The following is a 26407-nucleotide window of genomic DNA, read 5'->3' on the forward strand; positions in this document are numbered from 1 at the left end:
GGAGAAAAGAATGCGCAGCCTGACCGTCGCCGCCACCCAGATGCGTTGCAGCTGGGAGATCGAGGCCAATATCGCCCGCGCCGAGGCGTTGGTGCGTGAGGCCGCCGGACGCGGGGCGACGCTGATCTTGCTCCAGGAGCTGTTCGAGACCCCCTATTTCTGCCAGGACCAGCTGCACGAATTCCTCGCCCTCGCCCAGCCGCTGGAGGGCAACCGGCTCATCGGCCATTTCCAGAAGCTGGCCAAGGAGCTCGGCGTCGTGCTGCCGGTGAGCTTCTTCGAGCGCGCCGGCCAGGCGCTGTTCAACTCCATCGCCATCGTCGATGCCGATGGCGCGGTGCTCGGCGTCTACCGCAAGAGCCACATCCCGGACGGGCCGGGCTACACCGAGAAGTTCTATTTCTCGCCGGGCGATACCGGCTTCAAGGTGTGGGACACGGCGGCCGGGCGCATCGGCGTCGGCATCTGCTGGGACCAGTGGTTCCCGGAGTGCGCCCGCTCCATGGCGCTGCTCGGCGCCGAGGTGCTGCTCTATCCCACCGCCATCGGCTCCGAGCCGCAGGACCCGAACCTTGATTCGGCCGCGCACTGGCAGCGGGTGATGCAGGGCCATGCCGGGGCGAACCTCATGCCGCTCATCGCCTCCAACCGCGTCGGCACCGAGCCCGGCCGGAACGGCACCGAGATCACCTTCTACGGCTCCTCCTTCATCGCCGATCCGACCGGGGCCAAGGTGGCGGAGGCCGGGCGGACAGAAGAGGGCGTCATCACCGCCACCTTCGATCTCGACGCCATCGCCCAGCAGCGCCGCAGTTGGGGCGTGTTCCGCGACCGCCGGCCGGAGCTCTATGCACCGGTGCTGACGCTGGACGGGCGCACCACCGCGCGCGGGGCGGCCTGAGCCATGGCCGAGATCCTCACCAGCCTGCCCGCCGCCGACGGCTTCCGCATGCCCGCCGAATGGGAACCCCATGCCGGCACCTGGATGATCTGGCCCGAGCGGCCGGACAATTGGCGCCAGGGTGCCGCGCCGGCGCAGGACGCCTTCGTCGCGGTCGCCAGCGCCATTGCCCGCTTCGAGCCGGTGACCATGCTGACCTCCGCCGGGCAATGGGCCCGCGCCCGCGCCGCGCTCCCGGCCAATGTGCGGGTGGTCGAGGCCTCCTCGGACGATTCCTGGTGCCGCGATTCCGGCGCCACTTTCGTCACCGACGCCGCCGGGCGCGTGCGCGCGGTGAACTGGCGGTTCAATGCCTGGGGCGGCCTCTATGCGCCCTGCGACCAGGACGAGCTCATCGCCGCCAAGATGGCGGAGATCGAGGGCACGCCGCGCTATGACGCGCCGCTGGTGCTGGAAGGCGGCTCGATCCATGTCGATGGCGAAGGCACGGTGCTCACCACCGAGGAATGCCTGCTCAACCCGAACCGCAACCCCTCGCTGACCCGTGAGGAGATCGAGCGCCATCTGCGCGACTATCTCGGCGCCTCCAAGGTCATCTGGCTCGGCGCCGGCCTCGTCGATGACGAGACCTCCGGCCATATCGACAACCTCGCCTGCTTCGTGCGGCCGGGCGTGGTCGCGCTGACCTGGTGCGACGACCCGGCGGACCCGCAGCACGCCATCTCGGTCGATGCCTATGAGCGCCTCTCCGGACGGACGGATGCGTGCGGGCGCGGCATCGAGATCGTCAAGCTGCCGCTGCCCGGCCCGCTCTACCGCGCGCCGGACGAGGCGATCGAGGACGCCGCGGCCGACAATGCCTATCAGCGCTACGCGCAGGAACGGCTCGGCGCCTCCTACGCCAATTTCTATCTCGGCAATGGCTTCGTGCTGATGCCGCTGCTCGACCCGCGCACGGATGAGAAAGCCCGCGCCATCCTCGCCGGCCTGTTCCCGGAGCGCGAGGTGATCGGCCTGCCGACGCGCGAGATCGTGCTCGGCGGCGGCAATATCCACTGCATCACCCAGCAGCAGCCGGCCGGCAAAGCGGGCTAGTCGCGGGCGGACGTGCTAGCGGGGCGTCACCAGCCCTAGCTCGATCAGGCTCTGCGCCGTGGCGAGGATGGCTTCCTCCGCCGGGCGCGGGGTCCAGCCGAGCACGCGATGCGCCTTCGCGTAGCTGCCCTCGCGCTTGCGGCCGAGTTGCGGCACCGCCGCGCGCGCCATGGGCACCGCCAGCGCGGCGAGGCGCACCAGCACGTCCGGCAATTCCACACGCGGCACGCGCCCGGCGGAGGCGCCGAGTTCACGCCGCAGCAGCCGGGCAATGGCGGCGATGGAGAGGCTGCCACCTGCCGTGGCGAGAAAGCGCTCTCCCGCCGCCGCAGGGTCCAGCATCGCCTTGAAATGCAGGTCGGCGACATCGCGCACATCGACCACGCCGAAATGAATGCGCGGCATGGCGGGAATGCGCCCTTCCAGCAGCGCCTTGATCAGCGCCAGCGAGGTGGAGAGGTCCGGCCCCAGCGCCGGGCCGAACACGCCGACGGGATTGACCACAGCCAGCTCCATCGTCCCGCCGTCACGTTCCATGAACTCCCAGGCGGCACGCTCGGCCAGCGTCTTCGAGGCCATATAGGGCTGCACGTCCGGCGCGTCCGGCACGGTCCAGTCGCTCTCGTCATAGAGCGCCTTGTCGGGGCCGCGCCCTTCATGGCCATAGCCGATGGCGGCAAAAGAGGAGGTGACGACCACCCGCTTCACCCCCGCCTCGCGCGCCGCGCGCAGCACCCGCCGCGTGCCCTCGCGGGCCGGGCGGATCAGCTCGTCCGGGTCATCGGGCACGCCGGCGGGAAAGGGCGAGGCGACATGCAGCACATGGTCGATGCCCTCCATGGCGGGGGCCCAGCCGGCATCCTCGGTGAGGTCCGCGACGGCAAAGGTCAGCGCATCGCCGGGACCGCCGCCGCCCTGGCGGATCATGGCCAGCACCTCGGCGGCGCGGCGCCGATCGCGCAGGCTCGCGCGCACCTGATGCCCCTCGGCCAGCAGCCGCAGGATGACATGACCGGCGATGAAGCCGGAGCCGCCGGTAACCAGAACGCTCGCCATGCCGCCTCGGCCCTCCCGTGATTCGCCCGGCGCGGCGCCTGTCGGCACCGCGTCGCGCTAGGCTACGGGCCAAATGGGGCGGCGAGGGAGCGCTGGACACCTCACAAGAGCGCGACGGGCCGGAAAAGCCGACGGCGGGGAAGGCGACCGGCTCAGAGCGTGCCGAGAATGGCGTTGGCGAGGCGGGCCACCGTCGCCACATGGGCGCGGCTCGCCGCATAGGCGGCCTCGCCGTCGCGGCGAAGAAGCGCCGCGTGCAGCGCCCGCATCTCGGCGATGGCGTCGGCATGGCGGCCTTCCGCCGCGATGGTCATGGAGCGCAGATGGTTGATGCGCGCATTGAGCGAGCGCACCACATCCCACGCCACTTCCTTGCCGGCGGCGACGAATAGCTTCTCGTAGAATTCGGTCGTGCGGCGCAGCACCTCGCGCGGGCTGCCGGTCTGGAAGGCGGTGTCGATCTCGTCGATCACCGCGCCGAGCGCGGCGATGTCGGCCTCGCTCGCGGTGAGGGCGCAGGCCCGCGCCGCCTCGCTCTCCAGCAAGCCACGGATTTCATAGATCTGCGCCGCCTGCTTCGGGTCGGGCCGCGTCACCGCCGGGCCCTGATGGGGAATGGTCTCGACCAGCCCCTCGGCCTCCAGATGGCGCAGCACCTCGCGCACCACGCTGCGGCTCACCCCCAGCCGCTCGCACAGCGTGCGCTCGACCAGCCGCTCGCCGGGCTTGAAGCGGAAGTCGAGAATGGCGTCGCGCATCTTTTCCAGCGTCAGGCTGCGCAGCGTGGTGACGCTGCGCTCGACCTTCATTTCCTCGCCCGCGCCGTTCGCGTCCACGATGCCCGCCATGGATGTCTCCGTTCCCACACCTCTTGTCGCCCGAGTGGCGCGGGATGACAATTGACTCGATGATCTTATGGTATACCATCATATGAAACGCAAGGCGCCGGCCCGCTCCGAGGCGCCGGCCGACCCCGCTTCTGACTGGGAACACCGATGCCGCTGCAGCTTCGCAAGGTCGTCACCTACACTGAGACCACGTTGATCGAGGGCGGCCGCGCGGCCCCGACGCCGCTGCGCCTGTTCGCGGCGGCGGCCGTGCTGACCAACCCGTGGGCCGGGCGCGGCTTCGTCGAGGATCTCCGCCCGGAGATTCACGACGTCGCCCCCCAGCTCGGCGCGCTGCTGACCGAGGAAGTGCTGAAGCTCACCGGCGGCGGCGAGGTGGTCGAGGGCTATGGCAAGGCGGCGATCGTCGGCACGTCGGGCGAGGTCGAGCACGCCTCGGCGCTCATCCACACGCTGCGTTTCGGCAATCACTACCGCAAGGCGGTCGGCGCCAAGAGCTATCTCGCCTTCACCAATACGCGCGGCGGACCGAACACGCCGGTGGTCATCCCGCTGATGGACAAGCTGGATGAGGGCCGCCGCTCGCATTACCTCACCATCCAGTTCTCCATTCTCGACGCCCCGGCGCCGGACGAGATCGTCGTCGCACTCGGCGCCTCGATTGGCGGGCGCCCGCATCACCGCATCGGCAACCGTTATCTCGATCTGGAAGAGCTCGGCTCCACGCAGGGTGTGGAAGTGCGAAATGGCTGAGGTGCGCACCCTCGCCTATGCCGGCCGGGACGGGCGCCCGTCGCAGGTGCATTTCCGCCGCGAGGGCGTGGCCGGCGCCCTGCCCATCGTGCTGATCCATGGCGTCGGGCTGTCGCTCGCCGCCTGGGGTCCGCAGATCAAGGCGCTCGCCGCCCGTTATGACGTGATCGCCCTCGACATGCCCGGCCATGGCGGCTCCTCGCTGCCGCCGGAGGATGCGCGGCTCTCCGATTACGCTGCCCATGTCGTCGCCCTGCTCGACGCGCTCGCCCTTCCCGCCGCCGTGGTGATCGGCCATTCCATGGGCGCGCTGGTGGCGCTGGAGACCGCGCTCGCCTACCCGTCCCGCGTGCTCGGCGTCGCCGCGCTCAACGCCGTGTTCTGCCGCAGCGAGGAACAGCGCGCCGCCGTGCTCGCCCGCGCGGAAAGCCTCAGCGACGGCGACACCGGCGCCTCGCATGAGGCGGCGGTCGCCCGCTGGTTCGGCACGCCGGTGCCGGTGGAGCTGGAAGCCTCGGCGCATCTCGTCTCCGCCCTGCTCGCCGGCTGCGATCCGGTTGGCTATGCCCGCACCTATGGGCTGTTCGCCGCCTCCGACGCCGCCCATCGCGAGCGCCTCGCCGGGCTCGCTTTGCCCGCTCTGTTCATGACCGCCGAGGGCGACCCGAACTCGACGCCGGACATGTCCCGCGCCATGGCCCGCCTCGCCCCGCAGGGCCGCGCCGAGGTGCTGCCCGGCGCCCGGCACATGATGAACCTCACCCACCCCGACACGGTGAATGCCCGGCTCCTCGCCTTCATCGACGAGGTGGAACGCGCCCGCGCCGCCGTGCCGGCCTTCGACGTGAAGGCGTTCCGGCAGGCGCTCGGCAGCTTCCTCACCGGCGTCACCGTGGTGACCACGCGCAACGCGTCCGGGGAGATGCGCGGCTTCACCGCCAATTCCTTCTCCTCCGTCTCGCTCGACCCGCCGCTGATCCTCGTCTGCATCGCCAGGACCGCGTCGAGCTACCCGGTGTTTTCCGCCGCCGACAATTTCGCCGTCTCCATCCTCGGCGCGGCGCAGAAGGATGTGTCGGCGCTGTTCGCCTCGAAGTCGCCCGACAAATTCGCCGGCGCCGACTGGCATCTCGGCCCGGCCGGCAGCCCGGTGATCTCCGGCGCGGCGGCGTGGTTCGACTGCACCCGCCACGAGGTGGTGGAAGCCGGCGACCATGTGATCCTGATCGGCCGCGTCGAGGGCTTCGGCAGCACCGACGCGCCCCCGCTCGGCTATTGCCGCGGCGCTTATGTCGATTTCGCGCTTGGGCAACAGGCGCTCGCCAAGCGCGACGAGCCGGCCCGCGTCGGCGCCCTGCTCGAATCGGGCGACGCGCTCCTGCTCGTCGAGGATGCGCAGGGGCGCCTCACGCTGCCCACCGGTACCTGCCTCGAGCCGGCGTCGAACCCGAAAAGCCTGCGCGGCGCGCTGGCCAAGCTCGGCGTCGAGGGGCACCTCTCCTTCCTCTTCGCGGTGTTCGAGACCCCGGCCGCGACGGCGGACGCCCCGCCCACCGTGTCGATCTATTATCGCGGCGCCCTTGCCGGCGCTCCCCACACCGAGACCGGCGCGCGGCTGGTGCCGCTCACCGCTATCGACTTCGCCCGCCTGCCGGACGAGGCGACCCGTGCCATGGTGGCGCGCTATGTGCGCGAGCGGCGCGAGGACGCGTTCGGCATTTATGTCGGCGACGCCGAGCACGGCCGCATCCATCCGCTCGCCCGCTCTCTCGACCACGCCTGAACCAGCACCGGGATCCCCGCCATGAAGTTCTCCCTCTTCGTCCATATGGAGCGCCTCGATCCCGCCATCCCGCACCGCCAGCTCTTCGACGAGCTGGAGGAGCTGGCGCTGATCGCCGAGGCCGCCGGCTTCGAGACGGTGTGGATCGGCGAGCACCACGCGATGGAATTCACCATCGCGCCGAACCCGTTCATCCAGCTCGCCCATCTCGCGGCCAAGACCTCCACCATCCGCCTCGGCACCGGCAATGTGATCGCGCCGTTCTGGCACCCGGTGCGGCTCGCCGGCGAGGCGGCGATGATGGATGTCGCCTGCGAGGGCCGGCTCGATCTCGGCGTGGCGCGCGGCGCCTATATGTTCGAATATGAGCGCCTGCTGCCCGGCCTCGACGCCATGGGCGCGGGCCTGCGCATGCGCGAACTGGTGCCGGCGGTGCAGAAGCTCTGGGAAGGCGACTACGCCCATGAGGGCCAGTTCTGGAGCTTCCCCACCTCCACCGCCTCGCCGAAGCCCGTGCAGGCCGGCGGCCCGCCGGTGTGGATCGCTGCGCGCGACCCGAACAGCCATGATTTCGCGGTGGCCAATGGCTGCAATGTGCAGGTGACGCCGCTCGCCTCCGGCGATGGCGAGGTGGCGAGCCTGATGGAGCGCTTCTCCACGGCGGTCGGCAACCACCCCGAAGTGCCGCGCCCGAAGATCATGCTGCTGCAGCATGCTTTTGTGGCCGACAGCGAGGCGGAAGCCGAGCAACTCGCCGACGATCTCTCTGCCTGGTACGGCCTGTTCGGCGCCTGGTTCGCCAATAAGCGCCCGATCCATCAGGCGATCATGGCCCCGCTCACCCCGGAGGAGCGCGCCGCCTACCCGCAATACGCCCCCGATGTGGTGCGCAAGAACCTCGTCATCGGCCAGGCCGACGAGGTGATCAGCCGGCTGAAAGGCTATGAGGCGCTGGGATTCGACCAGTTCTCCATCTGGATCGACGCCGGCATCAGCCATGCGCGCAAGAAGAAGTCGCTGGACCTGTTCATCCGCGAGGTGATGCCCGCCTTCGCGCCAGCCGCCTCCGTGGCGGCGTGAGGAAGCCCCGATGACCGCCCTGCGCGACGACTTCCGGCTCTATATCGACGGCGCCTTCGTGCCGGGCGGGGCGAGTTTCGAGAGCCTTGACCCGGCGACCGGCCAGCCCTGGGCGGTGATGCCAGCGGCCACGGCTGAGGACGTGAACCGCGCCGTCGCGGCCGCCCACCGCGCGTTCGACGCGCCGGCATGGGCGAACCTCACCGCCACCCAGCGCGGCAAGCTGCTATTCAAGCTCGGCGATCTCGTCGCCGCCCATGCGCAGGAGCTGGCGGAGCTTGAGACCCGCGACACCGGCAAGATCATCCGCGAGACGCGGGCGCAGATCGGCTATGTCGCGGAGTATTACCGCTATTTCGGCGGACTCGCCGACAAGGTGGAAGGCGCGCATCTGCCCGTCGACAAGCCGGACATGGAAGCCTGGCTGCGCCGCGAGCCGATCGGCGTCGTCGCCGCCGTGGTGCCGTGGAACTCGCAGCTTTTCCTGTCCGCGGTGAAGCTCGGCCCGGCGCTGGCGGCGGGCTGCACGGTCGTGCTGAAAGCGTCCGAGGAAGGTCCCGCGCCACTGCTCGCCTTCGCCCGGCTGGTGCATGAGGCGGGCTTCCCGCCCGGCGTCGTCAACATCCTCACCGGCTTCGGCGAGGAATGCGGGCGAACGCTCACCGCCCATAAGCTCGTCTCCCGCGTCGCCTTCACCGGCGGGCCCTCCACCGCGCGCCATGTGGTGCGCAACACGGCGGAGAACCTCGCCTATACGACGCTGGAGCTCGGCGGCAAGTCGCCGGTGCTGGTCTTCGCCGATGCCGATCTGGACAGCGCGGCCAATGCCATCGTCGCCGGCATCTTCGCCGCCTCCGGCCAGAGCTGCGTCGCCGGCTCGCGCCTCTTCGTCGAGCAGAGCGTGCGCGACAAGCTCATCGCCATCCTCACCGAGAAAGCCCGCCGCATCCGCATCGGCGATCCGCAGGATCCGGCAACCGAGATGGGCCCGCTCGCCACCGCCCGCCAGCTCGCCCATATCGAGGAGGTCGTCGCCGCGAGCCTTGAAGCCGGCGCCACGCTCGTCACCGGTGGCACCCGTGCGGACGGGTTCTTAGCCGGCAATTATTACGCGCCGACCATCCTCGCCTGCGCCGGCAATGAAGTGCCCTGCGCGGCGCAGGAGCTGTTCGGCCCGGTGCTCAGCGTCATCGGCTTCACCGATGAGGCGGACGCCATCGCCAAAGCCAATGACAGCCCGTTCGGCCTCGCCTCCGGTGTCTTCACCCGCGATCTCACCCGCGCCCACCGGCTGATCCGCAAGCTGCGGGCCGGCATCGTCTGGGTGAACACCTACCGCGCCGTCTCCCCCATCGTGCCCTTTGGCGGCTATGGCCAGTCGGGCCTCGGGCGCGAGGGCGGGGCGGAATCGATCCGCGACTACACCCGCACCAAGTCGGTCTGGCTGCGCACCTCCGACGCGCCGATCGACGATCCCTTCGTCATGCGTTGAGGCTCCCATGCTCTATGAGATGCGCACCTACCGGCTGAAGACGGGCGCGGTGCCGGCCTATGTGAAGCTGGTCGCGGACGAAGGCATCGCCCTGCAGAAAAGCTATCTCGGCAACCTCGTCGGCTATTTCACCAGCGAGATCGGCCCGCTCAACGAGATCGTCCATATCTGGGCCTATGAGAGCCTCGATGACCGCGCGGCCCGCCGCGCGCGGCTGAACGCCGATCCCGCCTGGCAGGTCTTCCTGCCGAAGATCCAGGCGCTGATCGAGACCATGGAGAACAAGATTCTCCTGCCGACGTCCTTTTCGCCCACAGCCTTCTCGCCGCTCGACTGAGCCGCGCTGCCCTCACGGCGCCGGGCCGAGGCCCGTCGCCCCATTGACCAAGACCCGAACCAACGACCCGAACCAACGACCCGAGCGCGCCAAGCGCCGCCTTCCACATGTCGAAACCCAAGGGGAATATGATGTCACGCCACTCCCGCGCCGGCTGGATCGCCGGCCTCGCCCTCACGGCCGGCCTTGCCGGCGCCGCGCTCGCCCAGTCCGGCTCCATCGTCTTCACCAGCTGGGGCGGCACCACGCAGGACGCCCAGAAGAAGAGCTGGGCCGTGCCCTTCACCAAGGAAACCGGCATCACCGTCAAGCAGGACGGCCCGACCGATTACGGCAAGCTGAAAGCCATGGTCGAGAGCGGCAATGTCTCCTGGGACGTGGTCGACGTGGAGGCCGATTTCGCCGCCGCCGCCGCCAAGGACGGGCTGATCGAGCCGATCGACTTCGCCATCGTCAAGCGGGCCGATCTCGACCCGCGCTTCGTCACCGACCATGCGGTGGGCAGCTTCTATTATTCCTTCGTGCTCGGCTTCAATCCGGCGAGCCTCGGCGGCAAGGCGCCGAAGGGCTGGGCCGACGTGTTCGACACCAAGGCCTTCCCCGGCAAGCGCACCTTCTACAAATGGGCCGCGCCCGGCGTGCTGGAAATCGCCCTGCTGGCCGACGGCGTGCCGGCCGACAAGCTCTACCCGCTCGATCTCGACCGCGCCTTCAAGAAGCTCGACAGCATCAAGAAGGACATCGTCTGGTGGGGCACCGGCGCGCAATCGCAGCAGCTTCTCGCCTCGGGCGAGGCGCCGATCGGCCAGTTCTGGAACGGGCGCATCTTCGCGCTCCAGCAGAGCGGTGAGAAGGTCGGCCTGTCCTGGGAGCAGAACCTGACCGCCGCCGACATGCTGGTGGTGCCGAAGGGGTCGAAGAACAAGGAAGCGGCGATGAAGTTCATCGCCGAGGCGACCAGCCCCGAGGGGCAGGCGAGCTTCGCCACGGAGAGCGGCTATGCCCCGGTCAATGTGAAGTCCGCCGCGCTGATGCCGAAGGACGTCGCCGCCAACCTGCCCGACAAGCACACCGGCTCGCAGATCAATCTCGACATGGGCTACTGGGCCGCCCATCGCGACGAGATCGGCAAGCGCTGGTACGCGTGGCAGGCCCAGTGATCCGGCAGGCGCAGTGATCTGGCAGGCGCCGGAAGCGGCGCCCCGAGGAACGTGAACGGAGACCGGCCCCGCCCAAGGCGGAGCCGGTCCTCGTGCCCGGAACGATCCTGTCGCGACTGGTCACCCACGCCACACGCATTGGCCACATCGGCCTGATCGTCCACCTGACTGCACTCATCGAACCGCCTTTGAGCGAGCCTGATCGAGCCCTGATGACCGTGACCGACCTGACGGCGACCGAACGGCCTCATACTACCTCCAGCGCGCCCCGCCGGCGCGGCCGGGGGCTCGCGCCCGTGCTGCCTGCGCTGGTTCTGGTTTCCTTCGTCTTCGTCATTCCCGTGCTGGCGCTGCTGCTGCGCAGCGTGCTGGAGCCGGAGCCGGGCCTGCAGAACTACGCCGCCTTCTTCGCCTCCACGACCTATCTGAAGGTGCTCGGCAACACCTTCCTGGTCGCCGGCACGGTCACCGTTGTGACGGTTCTGCTAGGTTTTCCCGTGGCTTGGTTCCTGGCCATCGCGCCGAGCGTCTGGTCGCGGCTCCTCTTCGCCATCGTCATCCTGTCGATGTGGACCAATCTTCTGGCCCGCACCTATGCCTGGATGGTGCTGCTGCAGCGCACCGGCATCATCAACCGCACGCTGATGAATCTCGGCCTCATTTCCGAGCCGCTGCCGCTGATCAACAACCTCGTCGGCGTCACCATCGGCATGACCTATATCATGTTACCTTTCATGATCCTGCCGCTGCACGCCACCATCAAGGCCATGGACCCCGCCATCTTCCAGGCCGCTGCCCTGTGCGGCGCGAGCCGCTGGCAGGCCTTCACCCGCGTGATGCTGCCGCTCACCGGCTCGGGCATCGCCGCCGGCGCTCTGATGGTGTTCGTCATGTCGCTTGGGTATTTTATTACCCCCGCGCTGCTTGGCGGCACCGCCAACATGATGCTGGCGGAGTTGATCGCCCAGCTTGTGCAGTCCCTGCTCGACTGGGGGCTGGCGGGCGCGGCGGCGCTGGTGCTGCTCGTCATCACGCTGGCCATCTATATGATCCAGCTTCGCTTTTTCGGCTTCGGCGAGACGAGGAGCTAGGCCGCCATGCTGCTCGATTTCGCCCGTCTCGGCGCCTGGCGCGTCGCCCTCATCCTGATTGCGGGGCTGGTCGGCGCCTATCTGCTGCTGCCGATCCTGCTCATAGTCGCGCTGTCCTTCGGCTCCTCGCAATGGCTGCAATTCCCCCCGCCGGGCTGGACGCTGCGCTGGTATGAGGCGCTGTTCGACGATCCCGACTGGCTCGCCTCCTTCCTCACCAGCTTCCAGATCGCCGCCGTGGTGACGGTGCTCTCGGTGCTGATCGGCCTTATGGCCTCCTTCGGCCTCACCCGCGGTACCTTCCGCGGCCGCGCGGCGCTGCGCGCGCTGTTCCTCACGCCGATGATCCTGCCCGTGGTGGTGCTGGCGGTAGCATTATACGCCTTCTTCCTGCGCCTGCACCTCAACGGCACGTTTCTGGGCTTCGTCCTCGCCCATCTGGTCATCGCCCTGCCCTTCTCCATCATCGCGATTTCCAATGCGCTGGAACGGTTTGACCGCGATATCGAGACCGCCGCCATCGTCTGCGGCGCGAGCCCGCTGGAGGCCAAGATCCGCGTGACGCTGCCCGGCATCCGCCTCGGCCTCATCAGCGCGGCGATCTTCTCCTTCCTCGCCTCCTGGGACGAGGTGGTGATCGCCATCTTCATGGCGAGCCCGGATTTGCAGACCCTGCCGGTGCGCATTTTCGGCACGCTGCGCCAGGATCTCTCCCCGGTCATCGCCGCTGTGTCGACGCTGCTGATCGCGCTCACCGCCGGCCTCATGGCGCTTGCCGCCTTTTTCCGCAAGGACGCCCGCTCATGACCTTTCTGGAAATCGCTCATATTTCCAAGACGTTCGGCAACGTCACCGCCGTCGATGACGTCTCGCTGGAGATCGCGCGCGGCGAGTTCGTCACCTTTCTCGGGCCGTCCGGCTCGGGCAAGAGCACGACGCTCTACATGATCGCCGGCTTCTTCGAGCCGACGCGCGGCGATGTGCGGCTGGAGGGGCGCAGCATCCTCACTGAACCCTCGAACAAGCGGAACATCGGCATGGTGTTCCAGCGCTACACGCTGTTCCCGCACCTCACCGTGGCCGAGAACGTCGCCTTTCCCTTGCGCGTGCGGCGCCGGCCGGCGGCGGAAATCGCCCGCAAGGTCGAGGAGATGCTGGCTCTGGTACGGCTGGAAAACTTCGCCGGGCGCCTGCCCGCGCAGATGTCCGGCGGCCAGCAGCAGCGCGTCGCGCTCGCCCGCGCGCTCGCCTATGACCCGCCGCTGCTCTTGATGGACGAGCCGCTCTCCGCGCTGGACAAGAAGCTGCGCGAGGAGATCCAGGGCGAGATCCGCCGCATCCACCGCGAGACCGGTGTCACCATACTCTACGTGACGCACGATCAGGAGGAGGCGCTCAGCCTTTCCGACCGCATCGCCTTGTTCAACCATGGCCGCATCGAGCAGATCGGCAAGGGCCGCGAGCTCTATGAGCGGCCGGAAAGCCGCTTCGTGGCTGGATTTGTCGGCCATTCCAACTTTCTGGAAGGCAAGCTCGCCGCCCGCGACGGCACGCGGGCGGAGATCGTCTTCCCCGATGGCAGCCGCATCGCCGGCCAGCCGCTGCACGGCACGCCGGCGCCCGGCCATGATGCGGCGCTGATGATCCGGCCGGACCGGCTACGCTTCGCCGAGGCCGGCGCGCCGGGCATCGACGGCGTGCTGGCGGACGCAACCTTCATCGGCGAGACGTTCCACTTCACGGTGGCGACCGGCTGGGGCGCAAGCGTCAATCTGCGCCTGCCGGCCGCCAGCGCGGCGCTGCCGCAGACGCCGGAAATCGGCGCGAGGGTGCGCCTCGCCTGGGACGCAACGGATGCGCGCCTGTTCGTCAATTGAGGAGAGAACAGGCCGCAGCCTGAGGGGGCGACCATCCCTGATGTCGAAGGGATGGTGCGGGTGGTCGGACTCGAACCGACACTCTGTCACCAGAAACGGATTTTGAGTCCGCCGCGTCTACCGGTTCCGCCACACCCGCCAAAACCGGCGCGGACTATAGTCACCCGCGCCGCCGGAGCAAGCACCTTGCACGACGGTATTTTATAACCGTCAGGGCGCCGGCTTGCAGGTGCCGAAGGAGGTCATGACCTTTTCGTTGGACACGATCGTCAGCGACACATCCGGATCGGTGCGCGAGAGCTGCATCACCCAGCCGACCAGCCCGTCCATGCCCTGAAGTGTGATGTTGTCACCGGCGCTGGAGGCCGTGACGATCTCGCTGACATGCGGAAGCCCGTCATCGGAAACGCTGGCGATGATGCGCTTGGGATAATGCACCAGCACGCGCGCCGGCAGATCGACCGTACCGAGTTCCTTGTCCGGGCCGCAGCCACCCGTCTGGCAGACGAATACCTTGGTGAAGGTGCAGTCAGCCGGCGGCGGCAGGTCGGGCACCACCGAGTCCGCGGGCGCGCTGCTCGCCGGGGTCTCGGCCGCCGGGGCGGGGCTCTGCGCCAGCGCGGCGCCGCCACAAGCGAGCAGCGACAGGGCGGTGAAGGCGGCGAATGTGGCAGTGCGCATGGATCAAGGCCCTGTCGCGTCAGCGGAACGAGGAAAGTCTCAGTAGACCGGCGTGCGGCAGGGCGGGTAAGGCGGCGCACCGCAATAGCCCGGACCATAGACCGGGGCGGGGCGGTACACCGGGGGCGGGGGCGGCGGCGGCGGATAGTAATAGCGCGGCGGCGGTGGCGGGCGGGTCGCGGCGGTGAGGGCGGAGCCGAGGATGGCGCCGCCCACCAGCCCGCCGATGAAGGCGCCGGTATTGTTGGCATGGGCCGGCGGGGCCGCAACCACCAGCGCGGGCGCCAGAACAGCCAGCGCCAAAGCGACTTTCACGAGCGGAGCAATCCTGACCATGGCCGACCTCTCACAGAGTTGGCGGACTATCGCGCACCGCCTGATTCGGCACAAGCGTCCGTAACGGTAACCCGCCATGGCCGCTCAAGCCTCGCTGGCCTATGATCGCCGCCAACAGACCGCACTCGCAGCAAGGCACCACGGCACATGATCGACAGGTTGAACCGGCCAATAATCGAGGGGCACGAGGATCTCCACCTCATCCTCGACGCCGTTCCAACCCCGCTTTCCTGGGCGACGATGCCGGACGGACGCATCCGCTTCGTCAACCGGGCCTTCACGAAGACCTTCGGCTATCACCAGGACGCCTTCGCCACGGTGGATGACTGGATTGATGTCGCCTACCCGGAAGAGGAGAAACGCTGCCGGGCGCGGATGCGCTGGCGCGAGATCTGGAATCGGGCCCAGCACGGCACCACCGAGGTTCCGCCGGAAGAGATCGACGTCCTCTGCGCCGACGGCAAGACGCTTACCGTGCAGCATCGCGGCATCCTGCTGCACGAGGCGGGCGTCGCCATCGCCACCTTCGAGGACATCTCGGCGCGCAAGCTGGCGGAGGATGCGCTGCGGCGCATCGCCTTCGAGGATCCGCTCACCGGCCTGCCGAACCGGCGCGCGCTTCAGGCGCGCTGGACCGAGGCAATGGCGCGGCAGCCCACGGATCTCGCCCTGATGATACTCGATCTCGACCGCTTCAAGCCGGTGAACGACCGATTCGGTCACGAGATCGGCGACATGGTGCTCTCGATGGTGGCGCGGCGGCTGGAAGGCGCGACCGCGCCGGCTTTCGTGTGCCGGCTGGGCGGCGATGAGTTCGCCATCCTTATCGAGCATGAGGATGCGGCGGGCGAGGCCGAGCGGGTCTGCGCGGCGATCGCGGCCGCCTTTGCGTCCCCCTTCACGGTGGGCGAAGATACGACCCCGCTTGGTGCCGCCATCGGCATCAGCCACTACCGGGCGGACGCCGACAACCTGTCCGACCTGCTCCGCCATGCCGACGAGGCGCTGTACAGGCTCAAGCGGGCCGGCCGCTCCGGCCATGAATGGTACGCGCCGCAGCTCGTCTGATCTCGGGTGTGATCTCCCCGCTGCACACGCCCGGTGGAACCGCGCGCCCACCTTCCACGTTGAGGCTGCGGTCGGCAGAACCGTCCCTTGGGGACGGTATGTTGGGAGTATGATGTGGACAGACGTGGTTTTATGATGGGTCTGGCCGGCCTCGTCGGCGCCGGCGCGACCCTTGGCTTGGCCTTGACGCCCGCGCGGGCGACGCCGCTGAGCCAACTCAAGGATATCGAGGCCGGGGCCGCGCCGGCCGACGCGATCGGGCCCGACGCGGACATTCTCGATGTCGTCGCCGAGGCGCCGGATGGCACCCCGATCGATCAGGCGCAGTGGGGTCCGCCTGGACCTCCCGGTCCCCCGCGGGGTCGCCCGCCCGGCCCGCCGCCGGGCTATTACCGCCGCCGTCGCCGGCGTCGCGAGCGGGTGTGCGGCTGGCGCCGTGACCGCTGGGGTCGCCGTTATCGCGACTGCTGGTATGTCTGGCGCTGATCGCTAGGCTGACGGCCTGTTCACAAGGCGCGGATCGCTTCGGTCCGCGCCTTTTTTGCGCGCGGGCGCATGGCTCTCACGGGCATCGAAGGCAGATTGTCAGGGGGAGGTGGTGCCGCTTGTCAGACTCGAACTGACGACCTCCGCATTACGAATGCGATGCTCTACCAACTGAGCTAAAGCGGCGCGCGGCTTCTGATAGCCGCGAAGCCCCGCTTTTTCAAGCGTCGTGGCGCAGAGCGGCCAGCTTCACTCCAGCCTTGTCGCCCGCAGCGGCGGCATGATGGGGAAAACCCCGCCGCCGGAAGCATCGCGGGAGGCCTCAACCCCAGGGCCGGCGTGGCGAGGAGCCCGACGAACGGCGCCCCCACGGTCCGCGCGCCGGGGTGCTGGGCTGCGCCCCGCCCCACGGGCCACCCGGCGCCGCAGGGGAGGACGCTGCGGCGGCAGCGGCCGGCGCGAAACCACCGCCGCCCATCTGCTGCGCCAGCGCCTGCAAGGCAGCGATGCGGTTCTCCGTCGCCGGATGGGTGGAGAACAGGTTGTCCATGCGCTCGCCCGAGAGCGGGTTGATGATGAACATGTGCGCGGTGGCCGGATTGTGCTCGGCCGGCATGTTCGGCACGCGGTGGGCGGCATTGGCGATCTTGGCGAGCGCCGAGGCGAGCCAGAGCGGCTGGCCGCAGATCTCCGCGCCGATCCGATCCGCCTCATATTCGCGCGAGCGCGACACCGCCATCTGCACCACCATCGCGGCGAGCGGGGCGAGGATCATCATGGCGATGGTGCCGATCACGCCGAACGGGCTGTTATTGTTCTCGCGATTGCCGCCGAAGAACATGGCGAAGTTGGCGAGCATGGAGACGGCGCCGGCCAGCGTCGCGGTGATCGTCATGGTCAGCGTGTCGTAATGCTTGATGTGCGCCAGCTCATGCGCCATCACGCCCGCCACTTCCTCACGCGACAGCGCATCGAGCAGGCCGGTCGTCGCCGCCACCGCGGCGTTTTGCGGGTTGCGGCCGGTGGCGAAGGCGTTGGGCTGCGGGTTGTCGATGATGTAGACGCGCGGCATGGGCAGCTGCGCCCGCGCCGCCAGCTCCTCCACCATGCCGTAGAACTCCGGCGCGTTGGTCCGGTCGACCTCGCGCGCGCCGTACATGGAGAGCACCATGCGGTCGGAATTCCAGTAGCTGAAGAGGTTCATGCCGGCGGCGACCACCAGCGCGATCATCATGCCGCCGCGCCCGCCGATCATGAAGCCGACGGCCATGAAGAGCGCGGTCATGCCGGCCAGCAGGATGGCGGTACGGAAATAGTTCATCGGTTCCTCTCATGCGCCGCGCCGAAGCGGGACCGCCCCGCGCGACTTTCCCTATGAGGATGGGAAGCGATCATGGCGGACGCAAGATCGCGTGAGGGCGCGGGTGCCGCTGCGACAGGCGCGTCCCGATGCTTGACGCCTCCGGCCTCGCGATGGTTCCAATGGGTCATGCCCGAGGACACAACCCCACCCCCTTCGCCGACCGCGTCACCCAGTGAAGCCGCGTCGCGCCGCCCGCTCTCCCCGGCCGCCGAGCGGGCGCTGGCGGAAGCGGCTGCCCGCCGCGCCGCGCAGGCGCCGCTCGATCTGCCGCGCGAGATCGACGGGCGCGAAGGGCCCGAGCCCGTGCGCTATGGCGACTGGGAGAACAAGGGCATCGCCTCGGATTTCTGATGCGCCCCTTTCGACATGCCACCCCCGTCCTTTCGTCATCCCGGCCGAAGCGGAGCGCAGAGCCGGGATCGCGGGCCGAAGGCGCTCATCGAGCGCATCATCACCACCTGCACACCGTCATGGCCGGGCTTGACCCGGCCATCCACGTCTTGCCTCGCCGCGCCCTGCCAAAGTCGTGGATCCCCGGGTCAAGCCCGGGGATGACGGCGTGAGGGTGGGAGCCGTGTGAAGAACGCGGCTCGCTAGGCCTCACGCCGGGGTTCAGTCGTCCCCGCCCATGCTGAGCTTGTCGCGCCGGCCAGCCTTGATGCCGGAGCGCTTGGCCTTGCCTTCCAGCCGGCGCAGCTTCGAGCCGAGCGTCGGGCGGGTTGGACGGCGGGTGATCGGCACCACCGCCGCCTCGCGGATCATCTCCACCAGGCGGGCGACCGCGTCCTCGCGGTTGCGCTCCTGCGTGCGGAAGCGCTGGGCCACGATGATGATCACCCCGTCATTGGTGAGCCGGCGGCCGGCGATGCGGGCGAGCCGCTCCTTCACCGCCTCCGGCAGCGAGCCGGAGTTGCGCATATCGAAGCGGAGCTGGACGGCGGTCGAGACCTTGTTGACGTTCTGCCCACCCGGCCCGGACGCGCGGATGAAGCTCTCCTCCAGCTCGGACTCGTCGAGCGAAATGCGGGGCGTGACGGGGATCATCGACCTGCAGCGCTCATCGCTCAGCGCGGCCGGCGGGGCGCCGGCTCCAGCGCGTCGAGCCGCCGGCGCACCGCGTCGAGTTCGGCCAGCGTGTCCTGCACCCGGTTGGTCAGCGCCTGCGTGAGCCGCACCGCGACATCGGGATAGCCCTCAATGGTGCGCATGAAGATGACGCGGGGAATGCGCAGCACGGTCGAGGGCTCCACCGCCATCGCCGTCGCCGGCCGCTTGGTCTCGGTCAGCAGCGCCATCTCGCCGAGCAGCGCCCCGCGCCCGACCTGGATGGTCTGGCCGGGCCGCCGCGCCAGATTGGCGTCTTCCCGCGCCACACTCAGCGTGCCGCTCGCCACGACGAAGGCGGCTTCGGCGAACTGGCCCTCGCGAAACAGGATCTCGCCGCGGTTCAGCGGCCGGTTATCGGCGCTGATGGCAATCGCCCGCAAGGCATCGCGACCGAGCATGTTCAGCATCGGCACGGTCTCAAGCAGGGCGATGTCGTCCTCGATGGACATGCGGGCGCGTTCGACTCCGGCCAGACGATGAACTCGGTCCGGCGCGGCGAATCGCTCCGCCGCCCCGGCTCACGGCAGCAATTTGTAGCCGCCCGCCTCCGTGGCGAGCAGGTTGGGGTGGGACGGATCCTTCTCGATCTTCTGCCGCAGGCGGTAGATGTGGGTTTCCAGCGTGTGCGTGGTCACGCCGGAATTGTAGCCCCACACTTCCTGCAGCAGAATCTCGCGCGCCACCGGCTTCTTCCCCGCGCGGTAGAGATAGCGCAGGATCGCCGTCTCCTTTTCCGTGAGGCGGATCTTGGAGTTGCGCTCCGTGACCAGCATCTTCGCGCCCGGCCGGAAGGTGTACGGGCCGATGGTGAAAACCGCGTCCTCGCTCGCCTCATGCGAGCGCATCTGGGCGCGGATGCGGGCGAGCAGCACGGCGAAGCGGAACGGCTTGGTGACGTAGTCGTTCGCCCCGGCTTCCAGCCCCATGATGGTGTCGCTGTCGGTATCGTGGCCAGTCAGCATGATGACCGGCGCCTTGAAGCCGCCCTGGCGCATCTTGCGCACCGCTTCGCGCCCGTCCATGTCCGGCAGGCCGACATCCATCAGCACCAGATCAATGCGATTGGCCTCGACGGCAGTGATCGCACCCTGCGCGGTTTCCTCGGCAACGATCTCGAATTCGTCGTAGAGCGAGAGCTGTTCTACCAGCGCGTCCCGCAGATCCTTGTCGTCCTCGACCACCAGGACTCGATGCGCATTCGCCATGTCCGCTTCCCCGAACCTCTTGTTCGCGCCGCGCCGGCCGGCCAAGCTGGACCACACGGGCGGCGTCGGATGGATTGCCGTTCAGTCCCCGAGTAGGCAGGCCGGAGGCATTCGGCAAGAGTCGGTGGACCCCTGCCCGAGAGGGCAGCGGGCACGTGACGTGATCGTGAACGGAAATGGCGTGAATAAGAAGGCCCTTCGCCGCGAAAACCTGTCGAAATCCACCTCGAAGACGCGGGTGATACGCGTCGTGCCCCGTCCGGGAGCCCCGACGCGCGGCTGGCTGCTCGTCGGCGCCATCCGGATACCGGTCGCGCTCGGACGTAGCGGAATCCACGCGTTGAAGCGCGAGGGTGACGGCGTGACGCCCGCCGGCATCTGGCATGCGCGCGAAGTGCGCTACCGCGCCGATCACGGCGTGCGCCCCTCGACCGCCCTGCCCGTGCGGCGGACCCGTCCGGAGGATGGCTGGTGCGATGACCCCGCCGACGGGCGCTATAACCGCCCCGTGCGCCTTCCCTTCGCCGCCTCGCATGAGGAGATGTGGCGCCCCGACGGGCTCTATGACCTCGTCGTGGTGCTCGACCACAATGAGCGCCCGCGCAAGACGCGCGGCGGTTCGGCGGTGTTCCTGCATCTCGCCCGGCCGGGATTCGAGCCCACCGCCGGCTGCGTCGCCTTCCGACGCAAGGATCTGCGCTGGCTGCTGGCGCGGATCACCCCGCGCACCGCGATCAAGGTCGGCTGAGGCTCAGCGACCGCCGAAAATCGCGCTGCCCACCCGCACATGGGTAGCGCCCAGCATGATGGCGGTCTCGAAATCCCCGCTCATCCCCATGGAGAGCATATCGACCCCGTTGCGCGCCGCGATCTTGGCGAGCAGGGCGAAATGCGGCGCGGCCGGCTCGTGGGCGGGCGGGATGCACATCAGCCCGCTGACCGTGAGCCCATGCTCCTCCCGGCAAGCGGCGATGAAGGCATCCGCTTCCTGCGGGGGAATGCCGGCCTTTTGCGGCTCCTCGCCAGTGTTGACCTGCACCAGCAGGCGCGGGGCAGGCCCTTCCAGCCGCGCGATCTCCTTGGCGAGCGCCTGCGCCAGCGAGGGACGGTCCAGCGTGTGGATCACGTCGAACAGGCCGAGCGCCTCGCGTACCTTGTTGGTCTGCAAGGGGCCGATGAGATGCAGCTCGATATCCGGCGTCGCCGCGCGCAGCGCCGGCCACTTCCCCTTGGCCTCCTGCACGCGGTTCTCGCCGAACAGGCGCTGGCCGGCTTCCAGCGCGGGCGCCATATGCTCGGCGCCGAAGGTCTTGGAGACGGCGATCAGCTTCACGCTCTCCGGCGCCCGCCCGGCATCGGCGCAGGCCTGCGCGATCCGCGCCCGGACCTCGGCGAGCCGCGCCGTCACACCCGATGCCTGCCCGCTATCCATGCTGTCCTCCCCGGCTGTCCGCCCGGAATGGGCAGCCGCGTCGCCCGTGTCAATACATACGCCGCCCGGCAAGACGAGCGGGCCTTCCTTGTCGCGGCGCGGTTGTCGCCCTAGATTCCCTTTATTCTCAGGCCCGACGCCGGACGTGACCTCATCGTGGACCAGCCACTGGACCGCGCCGCCTCCCCGGCGGAGCCGGTCTCCCTTGCATCACCTTCTGTAACCGCCACACCGGCGCGCCGGCGCACGCGCTCGGTAAGCCTGCGGCTGCGGCTCGCCGCCATCGCGCTGGGCGCCATGCTGCTGGTGATCGCCGAGCGCACGGTCAGCATCGTCCAGCTCCACGCCGACAACCTCGCCGCCGCCGAGGGGCGCGTGCTCGACATGCTGGACCGTGGCATGGCGCAGTACAACCAGACGCTCGCCTCGGCGCGGGCGGTGCTCGCCACCCTCTCCGCCGATCCCTGGCTGCTGCCGGTCGACCTGCGCCGCTCGACCGACGATGACCGGCCACAGGACAATCCCGGCTTTGGCGGACCGCAGGACTGCGCGCTGCTGGATCGCATCGTCCAGGTGGCGCCGATGCTTGAAGCACTGGCCATCGTCAATGGAAGCGGCATCGTCCGGTGCGCCACAAACCCCGGCGGGGTCGGGCTCGACGTGTCCGGCCGCAGCTATTACCGCCTCGCAAGCCAGGGGCTCTATTCGATCGAGGCGATCGAGCGCAACTATGTCATCGGCGCCCCGAGCGTGCTCGCCGCCCAGCCTGTCCATACGACGGACGGTTCGATGGCCGGCATGTTTCTCGGCCGCGTCGGCATGAGCGAACTGTTTCCCCACAGCGTGCTCACCGATCTCGGCGTCGGCTCGCAGGCGATCGTGGTGAACCCGTCGGGCCGGGCCATGCTTACCTATCCCGACGAGGCGGCGCAGATCGGGGCGAACCTGATCGGCATGCCGGCGGTGGCGCGGGCTTTGTCCTCCACGCGCGGCACGCTGGTCGCCGATGGGCCGGACGGTGTGCGCCGCGTCTATGCCTATGCGCGGCTCGCCGAGACCAACATGCATCTTATCGTCGGCATGGATCAGGCGACCATCATGGGCCCGGTCGAACAGGCGACCTGGCGCGCCGGCCTCGCCATGCTGGCGGTGAGCACGCTCATGCTCATCAGCCTGTGGCTCGCCGGCTCGCATCTCATCGTCCGCCCGGTACAGGTGCTGGCCGAGCGGTTGATCCGCTTCGGCCGGGGCGAGCAGGACGAGACGCGCAGCGACACCCGCATCGTCGAGCTCCAGCCGCTGGTCACCGCCTTCGAGGCGATGAGCGGCGAACTCACCCGCCGCGAGGGCGCGCTGCGCAACGCCAACCGCCGGCTGAACTCGCTCGCCAGCCTCGATCCGCTGACCGGCATCGCCAACCGGCGCAGCTTCGACACGGTGTTCGCGCTGCAATGGAACGCGCAGCAGCCGCTGGCCATCCTGCTGATCGACATCGACAGCTTCAAGTCCTTCAATGACCGCTACGGCCATCGCGAGGGCGATGGCTGCATCCGCGCCGTCGCGCAATTGCTGGCGGGCGGGGTGCGTGCCACCGATGTCGCGGCCCGCATCGGCGGCGAGGAATTCGCGGTGCTGATGCCCGGCAGCGGGCTGGCGGCGGCCAGTGATCTCGCCGAGCGGCTGCGCATGGCGGTGGAGAGCCTCGCCATCCCCCATGCCGGCCTGCCCGGCGGCTGGGTCACGGTAAGCGTCGGCGCGGCGGCCTGCACACCGGGAGCCGATCTCGCCCGCGCCGACCTGTTCGTCGCGGCGGACATGGCGCTCTATGAAGCCAAGCATGGTGGCCGCAACCGGGTGCGGCTGGCGGAGAAGGTCGAGCCCGGCATGGCGGCGCGCGCGCCCGGCAGCGCGCGGCGCGGCGGCGGACTTCGGCCGGGCAGCTGACGCCCCGGGGCGCCTGACACGCCGGGCGGTTGACCCGGCGGCCCAGTTCGTGCCTAGTCCCCGGCCATCGGTTTCACGCCGATCCGCCCCTTTCCCGAGCCTGCGCCCCTAAAGCCTGCCCCATAGAAGCCGATCATGAGCACCGAGCGTTACAATGCCCGCGAGGCCGAGCCCCGCTGGCAGAAGATCTGGGACGAACGCGGCATCTACCGCACCCGCAATGACGACCCGCGCCCCAAATATTACGTGCTCGAGATGTTCCCCTACCCGTCGGGGCGCATCCATATCGGCCATGGCCGCAACTATGTGATGGGCGACGTGGTGGCCCGCTTCAAGCGGATGAAGGGCTTCAACGTCCTGCATCCCATGGGGTGGGACGCTTTCGGCCTGCCGGCGGAGAACGCCGCGATCGAGCGCAACACCCATCCGGGCAAGTGGACCTACGAGAACATCGCCACCATGCGCGAGCAGCTGAAGCTGCTCGGCCTGTCGCTCGACTGGTCGCGCGAGATCGCCACCTGCGATCCCGACTATTATGGCGAGCAGCAGCGCATCTTCCTTGAGTTCCTCAAGGGCGGCCATGTCTACCGCCGCGAGAGCGAGGTGAACTGGGATCCGGTCGACAACACCGTGCTCGCCAATGAGCAGGTGATCGACGGGCGCGGCTGGCGCTCGGGCGCGCTGGTCGAACGACGCAAGCTCGCCCAGTGGTTCTTCCGCATCTCCGACGCCGCCGAGGAACTGCTCGCCGGGCTCGACACGCTGGAGCGCTGGCCCGACAAGGTGCGCCTCATGCAGCGCAACTGGATCGGCCGCTCGGAAGGCCTGCATGTGCGCTTCGTCATCGAGAACGCGCCGGAGGCTCTCCCGAAGGAGATCAAGGTCTACACGACCCGCCCGGACACGCTGTTCGGCGCCTCCTTCCTCGCCCTCTCGCCCGGCCATCCGCTGACCGAACAGCTCGCCGCCGGCAATCCGGCGCTCGCTTCCTTCGTCGAGGAATGCCGGCGCGGCGGCACCTCGACCGCCGAGATCGAGACGCAGGAGAAGATGGGCTTCGACACCGGCCTCACTGTCGCTCACCCGCTGGGCGGGGCGCCGGTGCCGGTTTACGTCGCCAATTTCGTGCTGATGGAATACGGCACCGGCGCCATTTTCGGCTGCCCGGCGCATGACCAGCGCGACCACGACTTCGCCCGCAAATATGGCCTGCCGATCACTCCGGTCGTGCTGCCGCCCGGCACCGACCCGGCGCAGTTCTCCGTGGCGGACGCGCCCTATGACGGCGACGGCACGCTGTTCAATTCCGGCTTCCTCGACGGCCTCTCGGTGCCCGAGGCGAAGGAGAAGGTGGCGCTGAAGCTGGAGAACCAGATTCTCGGCAATGCGCCGGTGGGCGAGCGCGCGGTGAATTACCGCCTGCGCGACTGGGGCATTTCGCGCCAGCGCTACTGGGGCTGCCCGATCCCGATCATCCATTGCGACAGCTGCGGCCCGGTGCCGGTGCCCGCCGACCAGCTTCCCGTGCGCCTGCCGGAGGATGTGACCTTCGACCAGCCGGGCAACCCGCTGGACCGGCACCCGACCTGGAAGCATGTCGCCTGCCCGCATTGCGGCGAGCCGGCCCGGCGCGAGACGGACACGATGGACACCTTCGTGGATTCGTCCTGGTACTTCGCCCGCTTCGCCGCCGAGCCCGGCACGGCGCCGCTCCAGAAGGGCGCGGCCGACCACTGGCTGCCGGTCGACCAGTATATTGGCGGCATCGAGCACGCGATCCTGCACTTGCTCTATTCCCGCTTCTTCGTGCGCACGCTGAAGAAGATCGGCCGGGTCTCCATCGAGGAACCGTTCGCCGGCCTGTTCACGCAGGGCATGATCGTCCACGAGACCTATAAGGACGGCGCCGGCAAGTGGCTGTTCCCCGAGGAGGTCGAGAAGCGGGCGGACGGCACGGCGGTGAAGGTCGGGACTGACGAGCCGGTCACGGTCGGCGCGCCCGAGAAGATGTCGAAGTCGAAGAAGAACGTGGTCCCGCCGGAGATCGTCGCCGACACCTATGGCGTCGATTGCGCGCGCTGGTTCATGCTCTCCGACACCCCGCCCGAGCGCGATAGCGAATGGACCAGCGCCGGCATCGAGGGCGCCTGGCGCTTCGTGCAGCGCATCTGGCGCCTCGTCGGCGACGCGGTGGAGCTCGCCGAGGGCGTTCGCGAGGCCACGCCGGAAAGTTTCGGCACCGAATCGGTAGATCTGCGCCGCGCATCTCACCGTCTGGCGGCGCAGGTCGAGGAAGACGTGGAGCGTCTGCGCTTCAACGTCGCCGTCGCCCGCGTGCACAGCTTCGCCAATGTGTTCGGCGATGCCATCGTCAGCGCCCGCAAGGGCGGCATCACCCCGGATCTCGGCTTCGCCCTGCGCGAGGCGGCGGAATTCCTGGTGGCGGTGGTCGCCCCAATGGTGCCGCATCTGGCGGAAGAATGCTGGACGGTGCTCGGCCGGGACGGTCTCGCCGCGACGGCCGGCTGGCCAGCGGTGGAGCCGGCCTTGCTGGTGGACGATACCGTTACGCTTCCGATTCAAATCAACGGCAAGCGTCGCGGGGAGATCACCGTGCCCAAGGACGCCGCGCCGGCCGAGGTCGAGAAGGCCGTGCTGGCGCTCGACCTTATCGCTCAAGCTCTCGACGGGCGCCCGCCGAAGCGTATCATCGTGGTTCCTCAGAGGATCGTGAATGTCGTCGCTTGACCGGACCCGCCTGCCCTCCCGCCGCCGCCTGCTGGGCCTTGCCTGCGCCGGGCTGCTCGCGCTTTCCACCGCCGGGTGCTTCCGGCCGATGTATGCCGAGGACACCGGCGACGGCAGCAAATTGTCCGACAAGTTCGGGCAGATCGAGATCGTGTTCGCGCCCGGCCGCGTCGGCAACGAGGTGCGCAACGACCTGATCTTCGACCTGACCGGCGGTGCCGGCAACCCGGCCGGAGCGCCCTACCAGCTCATCCTCCAGGTCAATGACAGCTCGGTTGCGGCGGTGGTCGATCCCTATACCGGCCTGCCGGAAGTCGAGCTGGTGTCGGTCGATGTCAACTGGCAGCTCATCGACACCACCAAGCCGGTGAAGGCGGGCGCCAAGCCCACGCCGGTGACCACGGGCACCGCCTTCGGCAAGGCCTCGATCGATTCCGGCTACCAGCGCTTCGCCCGCGAGCGGGCCCTGCGCGACGCGCAGAACCGCGCCTCCCGCGTGGCGGCCGAGATGATCCGCGGCCAGCTCGCCTCCTACTTCATCGCCCCGCCGCCGAAGAGCTGACC

27 protein-coding genes and 2 tRNA genes are annotated in these 26407 nt (G+C 69.0%); 18 read left to right on the top strand and 11 right to left on the bottom strand.

Annotated features, from left to right (window positions below):
* Window positions 1-10: 10 nt before the first annotated feature.
* The gene (gene aguB, locus AncyloWKF20_RS15820; protein WP_279314960.1) at window positions 11-901 is read left to right on the top strand and encodes an N-carbamoylputrescine amidase; all 891 of its coding nucleotides are present in this window, start codon (window positions 11-13) and stop codon (window positions 899-901) included.
* 3 nt (window positions 902-904) lie between these two features.
* Window positions 905-1996, top strand: a complete 1092-nt coding sequence (aguA, locus tag AncyloWKF20_RS15825) for an agmatine deiminase (RefSeq protein WP_279314961.1) — start codon at window positions 905-907, stop codon at window positions 1994-1996.
* Between the two features lie 15 nt (window positions 1997-2011).
* On the opposite strand, the gene AncyloWKF20_RS15830 is transcribed toward aguA, so the two are convergent.
* Window positions 2012-3052, bottom strand: coding sequence for an aldehyde reductase (locus AncyloWKF20_RS15830; protein ID WP_279314962.1), 1041 nt, complete (start codon window positions 3050-3052; stop codon window positions 2012-2014).
* Between the two features lie 152 nt (window positions 3053-3204).
* On the bottom strand, window positions 3205-3900 hold the full coding sequence (locus tag AncyloWKF20_RS15835; RefSeq protein ID WP_267584537.1) for a GntR family transcriptional regulator: 696 nt from the start codon (window positions 3898-3900) through the stop codon (window positions 3205-3207).
* Between the two features lie 147 nt (window positions 3901-4047).
* Here AncyloWKF20_RS15835 and AncyloWKF20_RS15840 point away from each other — a divergent pair, with 147 nt between their 5' ends.
* The 9 genes from AncyloWKF20_RS15840 (at window position 4048) to AncyloWKF20_RS15880 (ending at window position 13473) form a co-directional block, all read left to right on the top strand.
* Entirely contained in the window at window positions 4048-4653 is a 606-nt protein-coding gene (locus AncyloWKF20_RS15840) for an amino acid synthesis family protein (protein WP_279314963.1), read from the top strand.
* Entirely contained in the window at window positions 4646-6436 is a 1791-nt protein-coding gene (locus tag AncyloWKF20_RS15845; protein WP_279314964.1) for an alpha/beta fold hydrolase, read from the top strand. Before AncyloWKF20_RS15840 ends, AncyloWKF20_RS15845 begins: the two co-directional genes overlap by 8 nt.
* A gap of 21 nt (window positions 6437-6457) precedes the next feature.
* Window positions 6458-7516, top strand: coding sequence for an LLM class flavin-dependent oxidoreductase (locus AncyloWKF20_RS15850; RefSeq protein ID WP_279314965.1), 1059 nt, complete (start codon window positions 6458-6460; stop codon window positions 7514-7516).
* A gap of 10 nt (window positions 7517-7526) precedes the next feature.
* The gene (locus tag AncyloWKF20_RS15855) at window positions 7527-9008 is read left to right on the top strand and encodes an aldehyde dehydrogenase (RefSeq protein WP_279314966.1); all 1482 of its coding nucleotides are present in this window, start codon (window positions 7527-7529) and stop codon (window positions 9006-9008) included.
* 7 nt (window positions 9009-9015) lie between these two features.
* The gene (locus tag AncyloWKF20_RS15860; protein WP_279314967.1) at window positions 9016-9345 is read left to right on the top strand and encodes an NIPSNAP family protein; all 330 of its coding nucleotides are present in this window, start codon (window positions 9016-9018) and stop codon (window positions 9343-9345) included.
* Between the two features lie 131 nt (window positions 9346-9476).
* A complete protein-coding gene (locus AncyloWKF20_RS15865; protein WP_279314968.1) occupies window positions 9477-10505 on the top strand; it encodes an ABC transporter substrate-binding protein in 1029 nt (342 codons plus the stop codon).
* Between the two features lie 212 nt (window positions 10506-10717).
* The gene (locus AncyloWKF20_RS15870; protein ID WP_279317997.1) at window positions 10718-11596 is read left to right on the top strand and encodes an ABC transporter permease; all 879 of its coding nucleotides are present in this window, start codon (window positions 10718-10720) and stop codon (window positions 11594-11596) included.
* 6 nt (window positions 11597-11602) lie between these two features.
* Window positions 11603-12403 (top strand): ABC transporter permease, encoded by an 801-nt coding sequence (locus tag AncyloWKF20_RS15875; RefSeq protein ID WP_267584530.1) that lies wholly within the window; start codon window positions 11603-11605, stop codon window positions 12401-12403.
* On the top strand, window positions 12400-13473 hold the full coding sequence (locus tag AncyloWKF20_RS15880; RefSeq protein ID WP_279314969.1) for an ABC transporter ATP-binding protein: 1074 nt from the start codon (window positions 12400-12402) through the stop codon (window positions 13471-13473). Before AncyloWKF20_RS15875 ends, AncyloWKF20_RS15880 begins: the two co-directional genes overlap by 4 nt.
* A gap of 52 nt (window positions 13474-13525) precedes the next feature.
* Here AncyloWKF20_RS15880 and AncyloWKF20_RS15885 read toward each other — a convergent pair.
* The 3 genes from AncyloWKF20_RS15885 to AncyloWKF20_RS15895 all read right to left on the bottom strand — a co-directional run bounded on the left by AncyloWKF20_RS15885 (window position 13526) and on the right by AncyloWKF20_RS15895 (window position 14469).
* Window positions 13526-13612 (bottom strand) — tRNA-Leu (locus AncyloWKF20_RS15885).
* 71 nt (window positions 13613-13683) lie between these two features.
* Window positions 13684-14154, bottom strand: a complete 471-nt coding sequence (locus AncyloWKF20_RS15890) for a hypothetical protein (RefSeq protein WP_279314970.1) — start codon at window positions 14152-14154, stop codon at window positions 13684-13686.
* Between the two features lie 39 nt (window positions 14155-14193).
* On the bottom strand, window positions 14194-14469 hold the full coding sequence (locus AncyloWKF20_RS15895) for a hypothetical protein (protein ID WP_279314971.1): 276 nt from the start codon (window positions 14467-14469) through the stop codon (window positions 14194-14196).
* A 168-nt stretch (window positions 14470-14637) separates the two neighbouring features.
* On the opposite strand from AncyloWKF20_RS15895, the gene AncyloWKF20_RS15900 reads away from it, so the two are divergent.
* Together AncyloWKF20_RS15900 and AncyloWKF20_RS15905 are read left to right on the top strand one after the other, a co-directional pair.
* Window positions 14638-15558, top strand: a complete 921-nt coding sequence (locus AncyloWKF20_RS15900) for a sensor domain-containing diguanylate cyclase (protein WP_279314972.1) — start codon at window positions 14638-14640, stop codon at window positions 15556-15558.
* Window positions 15559-15690: 132 nt separating this feature from the next.
* Entirely contained in the window at window positions 15691-16044 is a 354-nt protein-coding gene (locus tag AncyloWKF20_RS15905) for a hypothetical protein (RefSeq protein ID WP_279314973.1), read from the top strand.
* 110 nt (window positions 16045-16154) lie between these two features.
* On the opposite strand, the gene AncyloWKF20_RS15910 is transcribed toward AncyloWKF20_RS15905, so the two are convergent.
* Window positions 16155-16230, bottom strand: a tRNA-Thr gene (locus AncyloWKF20_RS15910).
* 136 nt (window positions 16231-16366) lie between these two features.
* Window positions 16367-17365, bottom strand: a complete 999-nt coding sequence (gene htpX / locus AncyloWKF20_RS15915; protein WP_279314974.1) for a zinc metalloprotease HtpX — start codon at window positions 17363-17365, stop codon at window positions 16367-16369.
* A 168-nt stretch (window positions 17366-17533) separates the two neighbouring features.
* Between htpX and AncyloWKF20_RS15920 the strand changes: the two genes are divergently transcribed.
* Window positions 17534-17758, top strand: a complete 225-nt coding sequence (locus AncyloWKF20_RS15920) for a DUF1674 domain-containing protein (protein ID WP_279314975.1) — start codon at window positions 17534-17536, stop codon at window positions 17756-17758.
* Window positions 17759-18019: 261 nt separating this feature from the next.
* Here the strand turns inward: AncyloWKF20_RS15920 and arfB are convergent, their stop codons facing one another.
* The 3 genes from arfB to AncyloWKF20_RS15935 form a co-directional block, all read right to left on the bottom strand.
* Window positions 18020-18451, bottom strand: coding sequence for an alternative ribosome rescue aminoacyl-tRNA hydrolase ArfB (gene arfB / locus AncyloWKF20_RS15925; RefSeq protein WP_279314976.1), 432 nt, complete (start codon window positions 18449-18451; stop codon window positions 18020-18022).
* 20 nt (window positions 18452-18471) lie between these two features.
* The gene (locus AncyloWKF20_RS15930; protein ID WP_279314977.1) at window positions 18472-18963 is read right to left on the bottom strand and encodes a cyclic nucleotide-binding domain-containing protein; all 492 of its coding nucleotides are present in this window, start codon (window positions 18961-18963) and stop codon (window positions 18472-18474) included.
* Window positions 18964-19032: 69 nt separating this feature from the next.
* The gene (locus tag AncyloWKF20_RS15935) at window positions 19033-19719 is read right to left on the bottom strand and encodes a response regulator transcription factor (RefSeq protein ID WP_279314978.1); all 687 of its coding nucleotides are present in this window, start codon (window positions 19717-19719) and stop codon (window positions 19033-19035) included.
* A 181-nt stretch (window positions 19720-19900) separates the two neighbouring features.
* Between AncyloWKF20_RS15935 and AncyloWKF20_RS15940 the strand changes: the two genes are divergently transcribed.
* Window positions 19901-20467, top strand: coding sequence for a L,D-transpeptidase family protein (locus AncyloWKF20_RS15940; protein ID WP_279314979.1), 567 nt, complete (start codon window positions 19901-19903; stop codon window positions 20465-20467).
* 3 nt (window positions 20468-20470) lie between these two features.
* Here AncyloWKF20_RS15940 and AncyloWKF20_RS15945 read toward each other — a convergent pair whose 3' ends face one another.
* A complete protein-coding gene (locus AncyloWKF20_RS15945; RefSeq protein ID WP_279314980.1) occupies window positions 20471-21151 on the bottom strand; it encodes a YggS family pyridoxal phosphate-dependent enzyme in 681 nt (226 codons plus the stop codon).
* Between the two features lie 156 nt (window positions 21152-21307).
* Between AncyloWKF20_RS15945 and AncyloWKF20_RS15950 the strand changes: the two genes are divergently transcribed.
* The 3 genes from AncyloWKF20_RS15950 to AncyloWKF20_RS15960 all read left to right on the top strand — a co-directional run bounded on the left by AncyloWKF20_RS15950 (window position 21308) and on the right by AncyloWKF20_RS15960 (window position 26405).
* Window positions 21308-23095 (top strand): diguanylate cyclase, encoded by a 1788-nt coding sequence (locus AncyloWKF20_RS15950; RefSeq protein ID WP_279314981.1) that lies wholly within the window; start codon window positions 21308-21310, stop codon window positions 23093-23095.
* Window positions 23096-23230: 135 nt separating this feature from the next.
* The gene (gene leuS, locus AncyloWKF20_RS15955; RefSeq protein WP_279314982.1) at window positions 23231-25843 is read left to right on the top strand and encodes a leucine--tRNA ligase; all 2613 of its coding nucleotides are present in this window, start codon (window positions 23231-23233) and stop codon (window positions 25841-25843) included.
* On the top strand, window positions 25830-26405 hold the full coding sequence (locus tag AncyloWKF20_RS15960) for an LPS assembly lipoprotein LptE (protein ID WP_279314983.1): 576 nt from the start codon (window positions 25830-25832) through the stop codon (window positions 26403-26405). Before leuS ends, AncyloWKF20_RS15960 begins: the two co-directional genes overlap by 14 nt.
* The last annotated feature ends 2 nt before the right edge of the window (window positions 26406-26407 follow it).

Origin of the sequence: Ancylobacter sp. WKF20 (assembly GCF_029760895.1) — a bacterium.
Classification (GTDB): Bacteria; Pseudomonadota; Alphaproteobacteria; order Rhizobiales; family Xanthobacteraceae; genus Ancylobacter.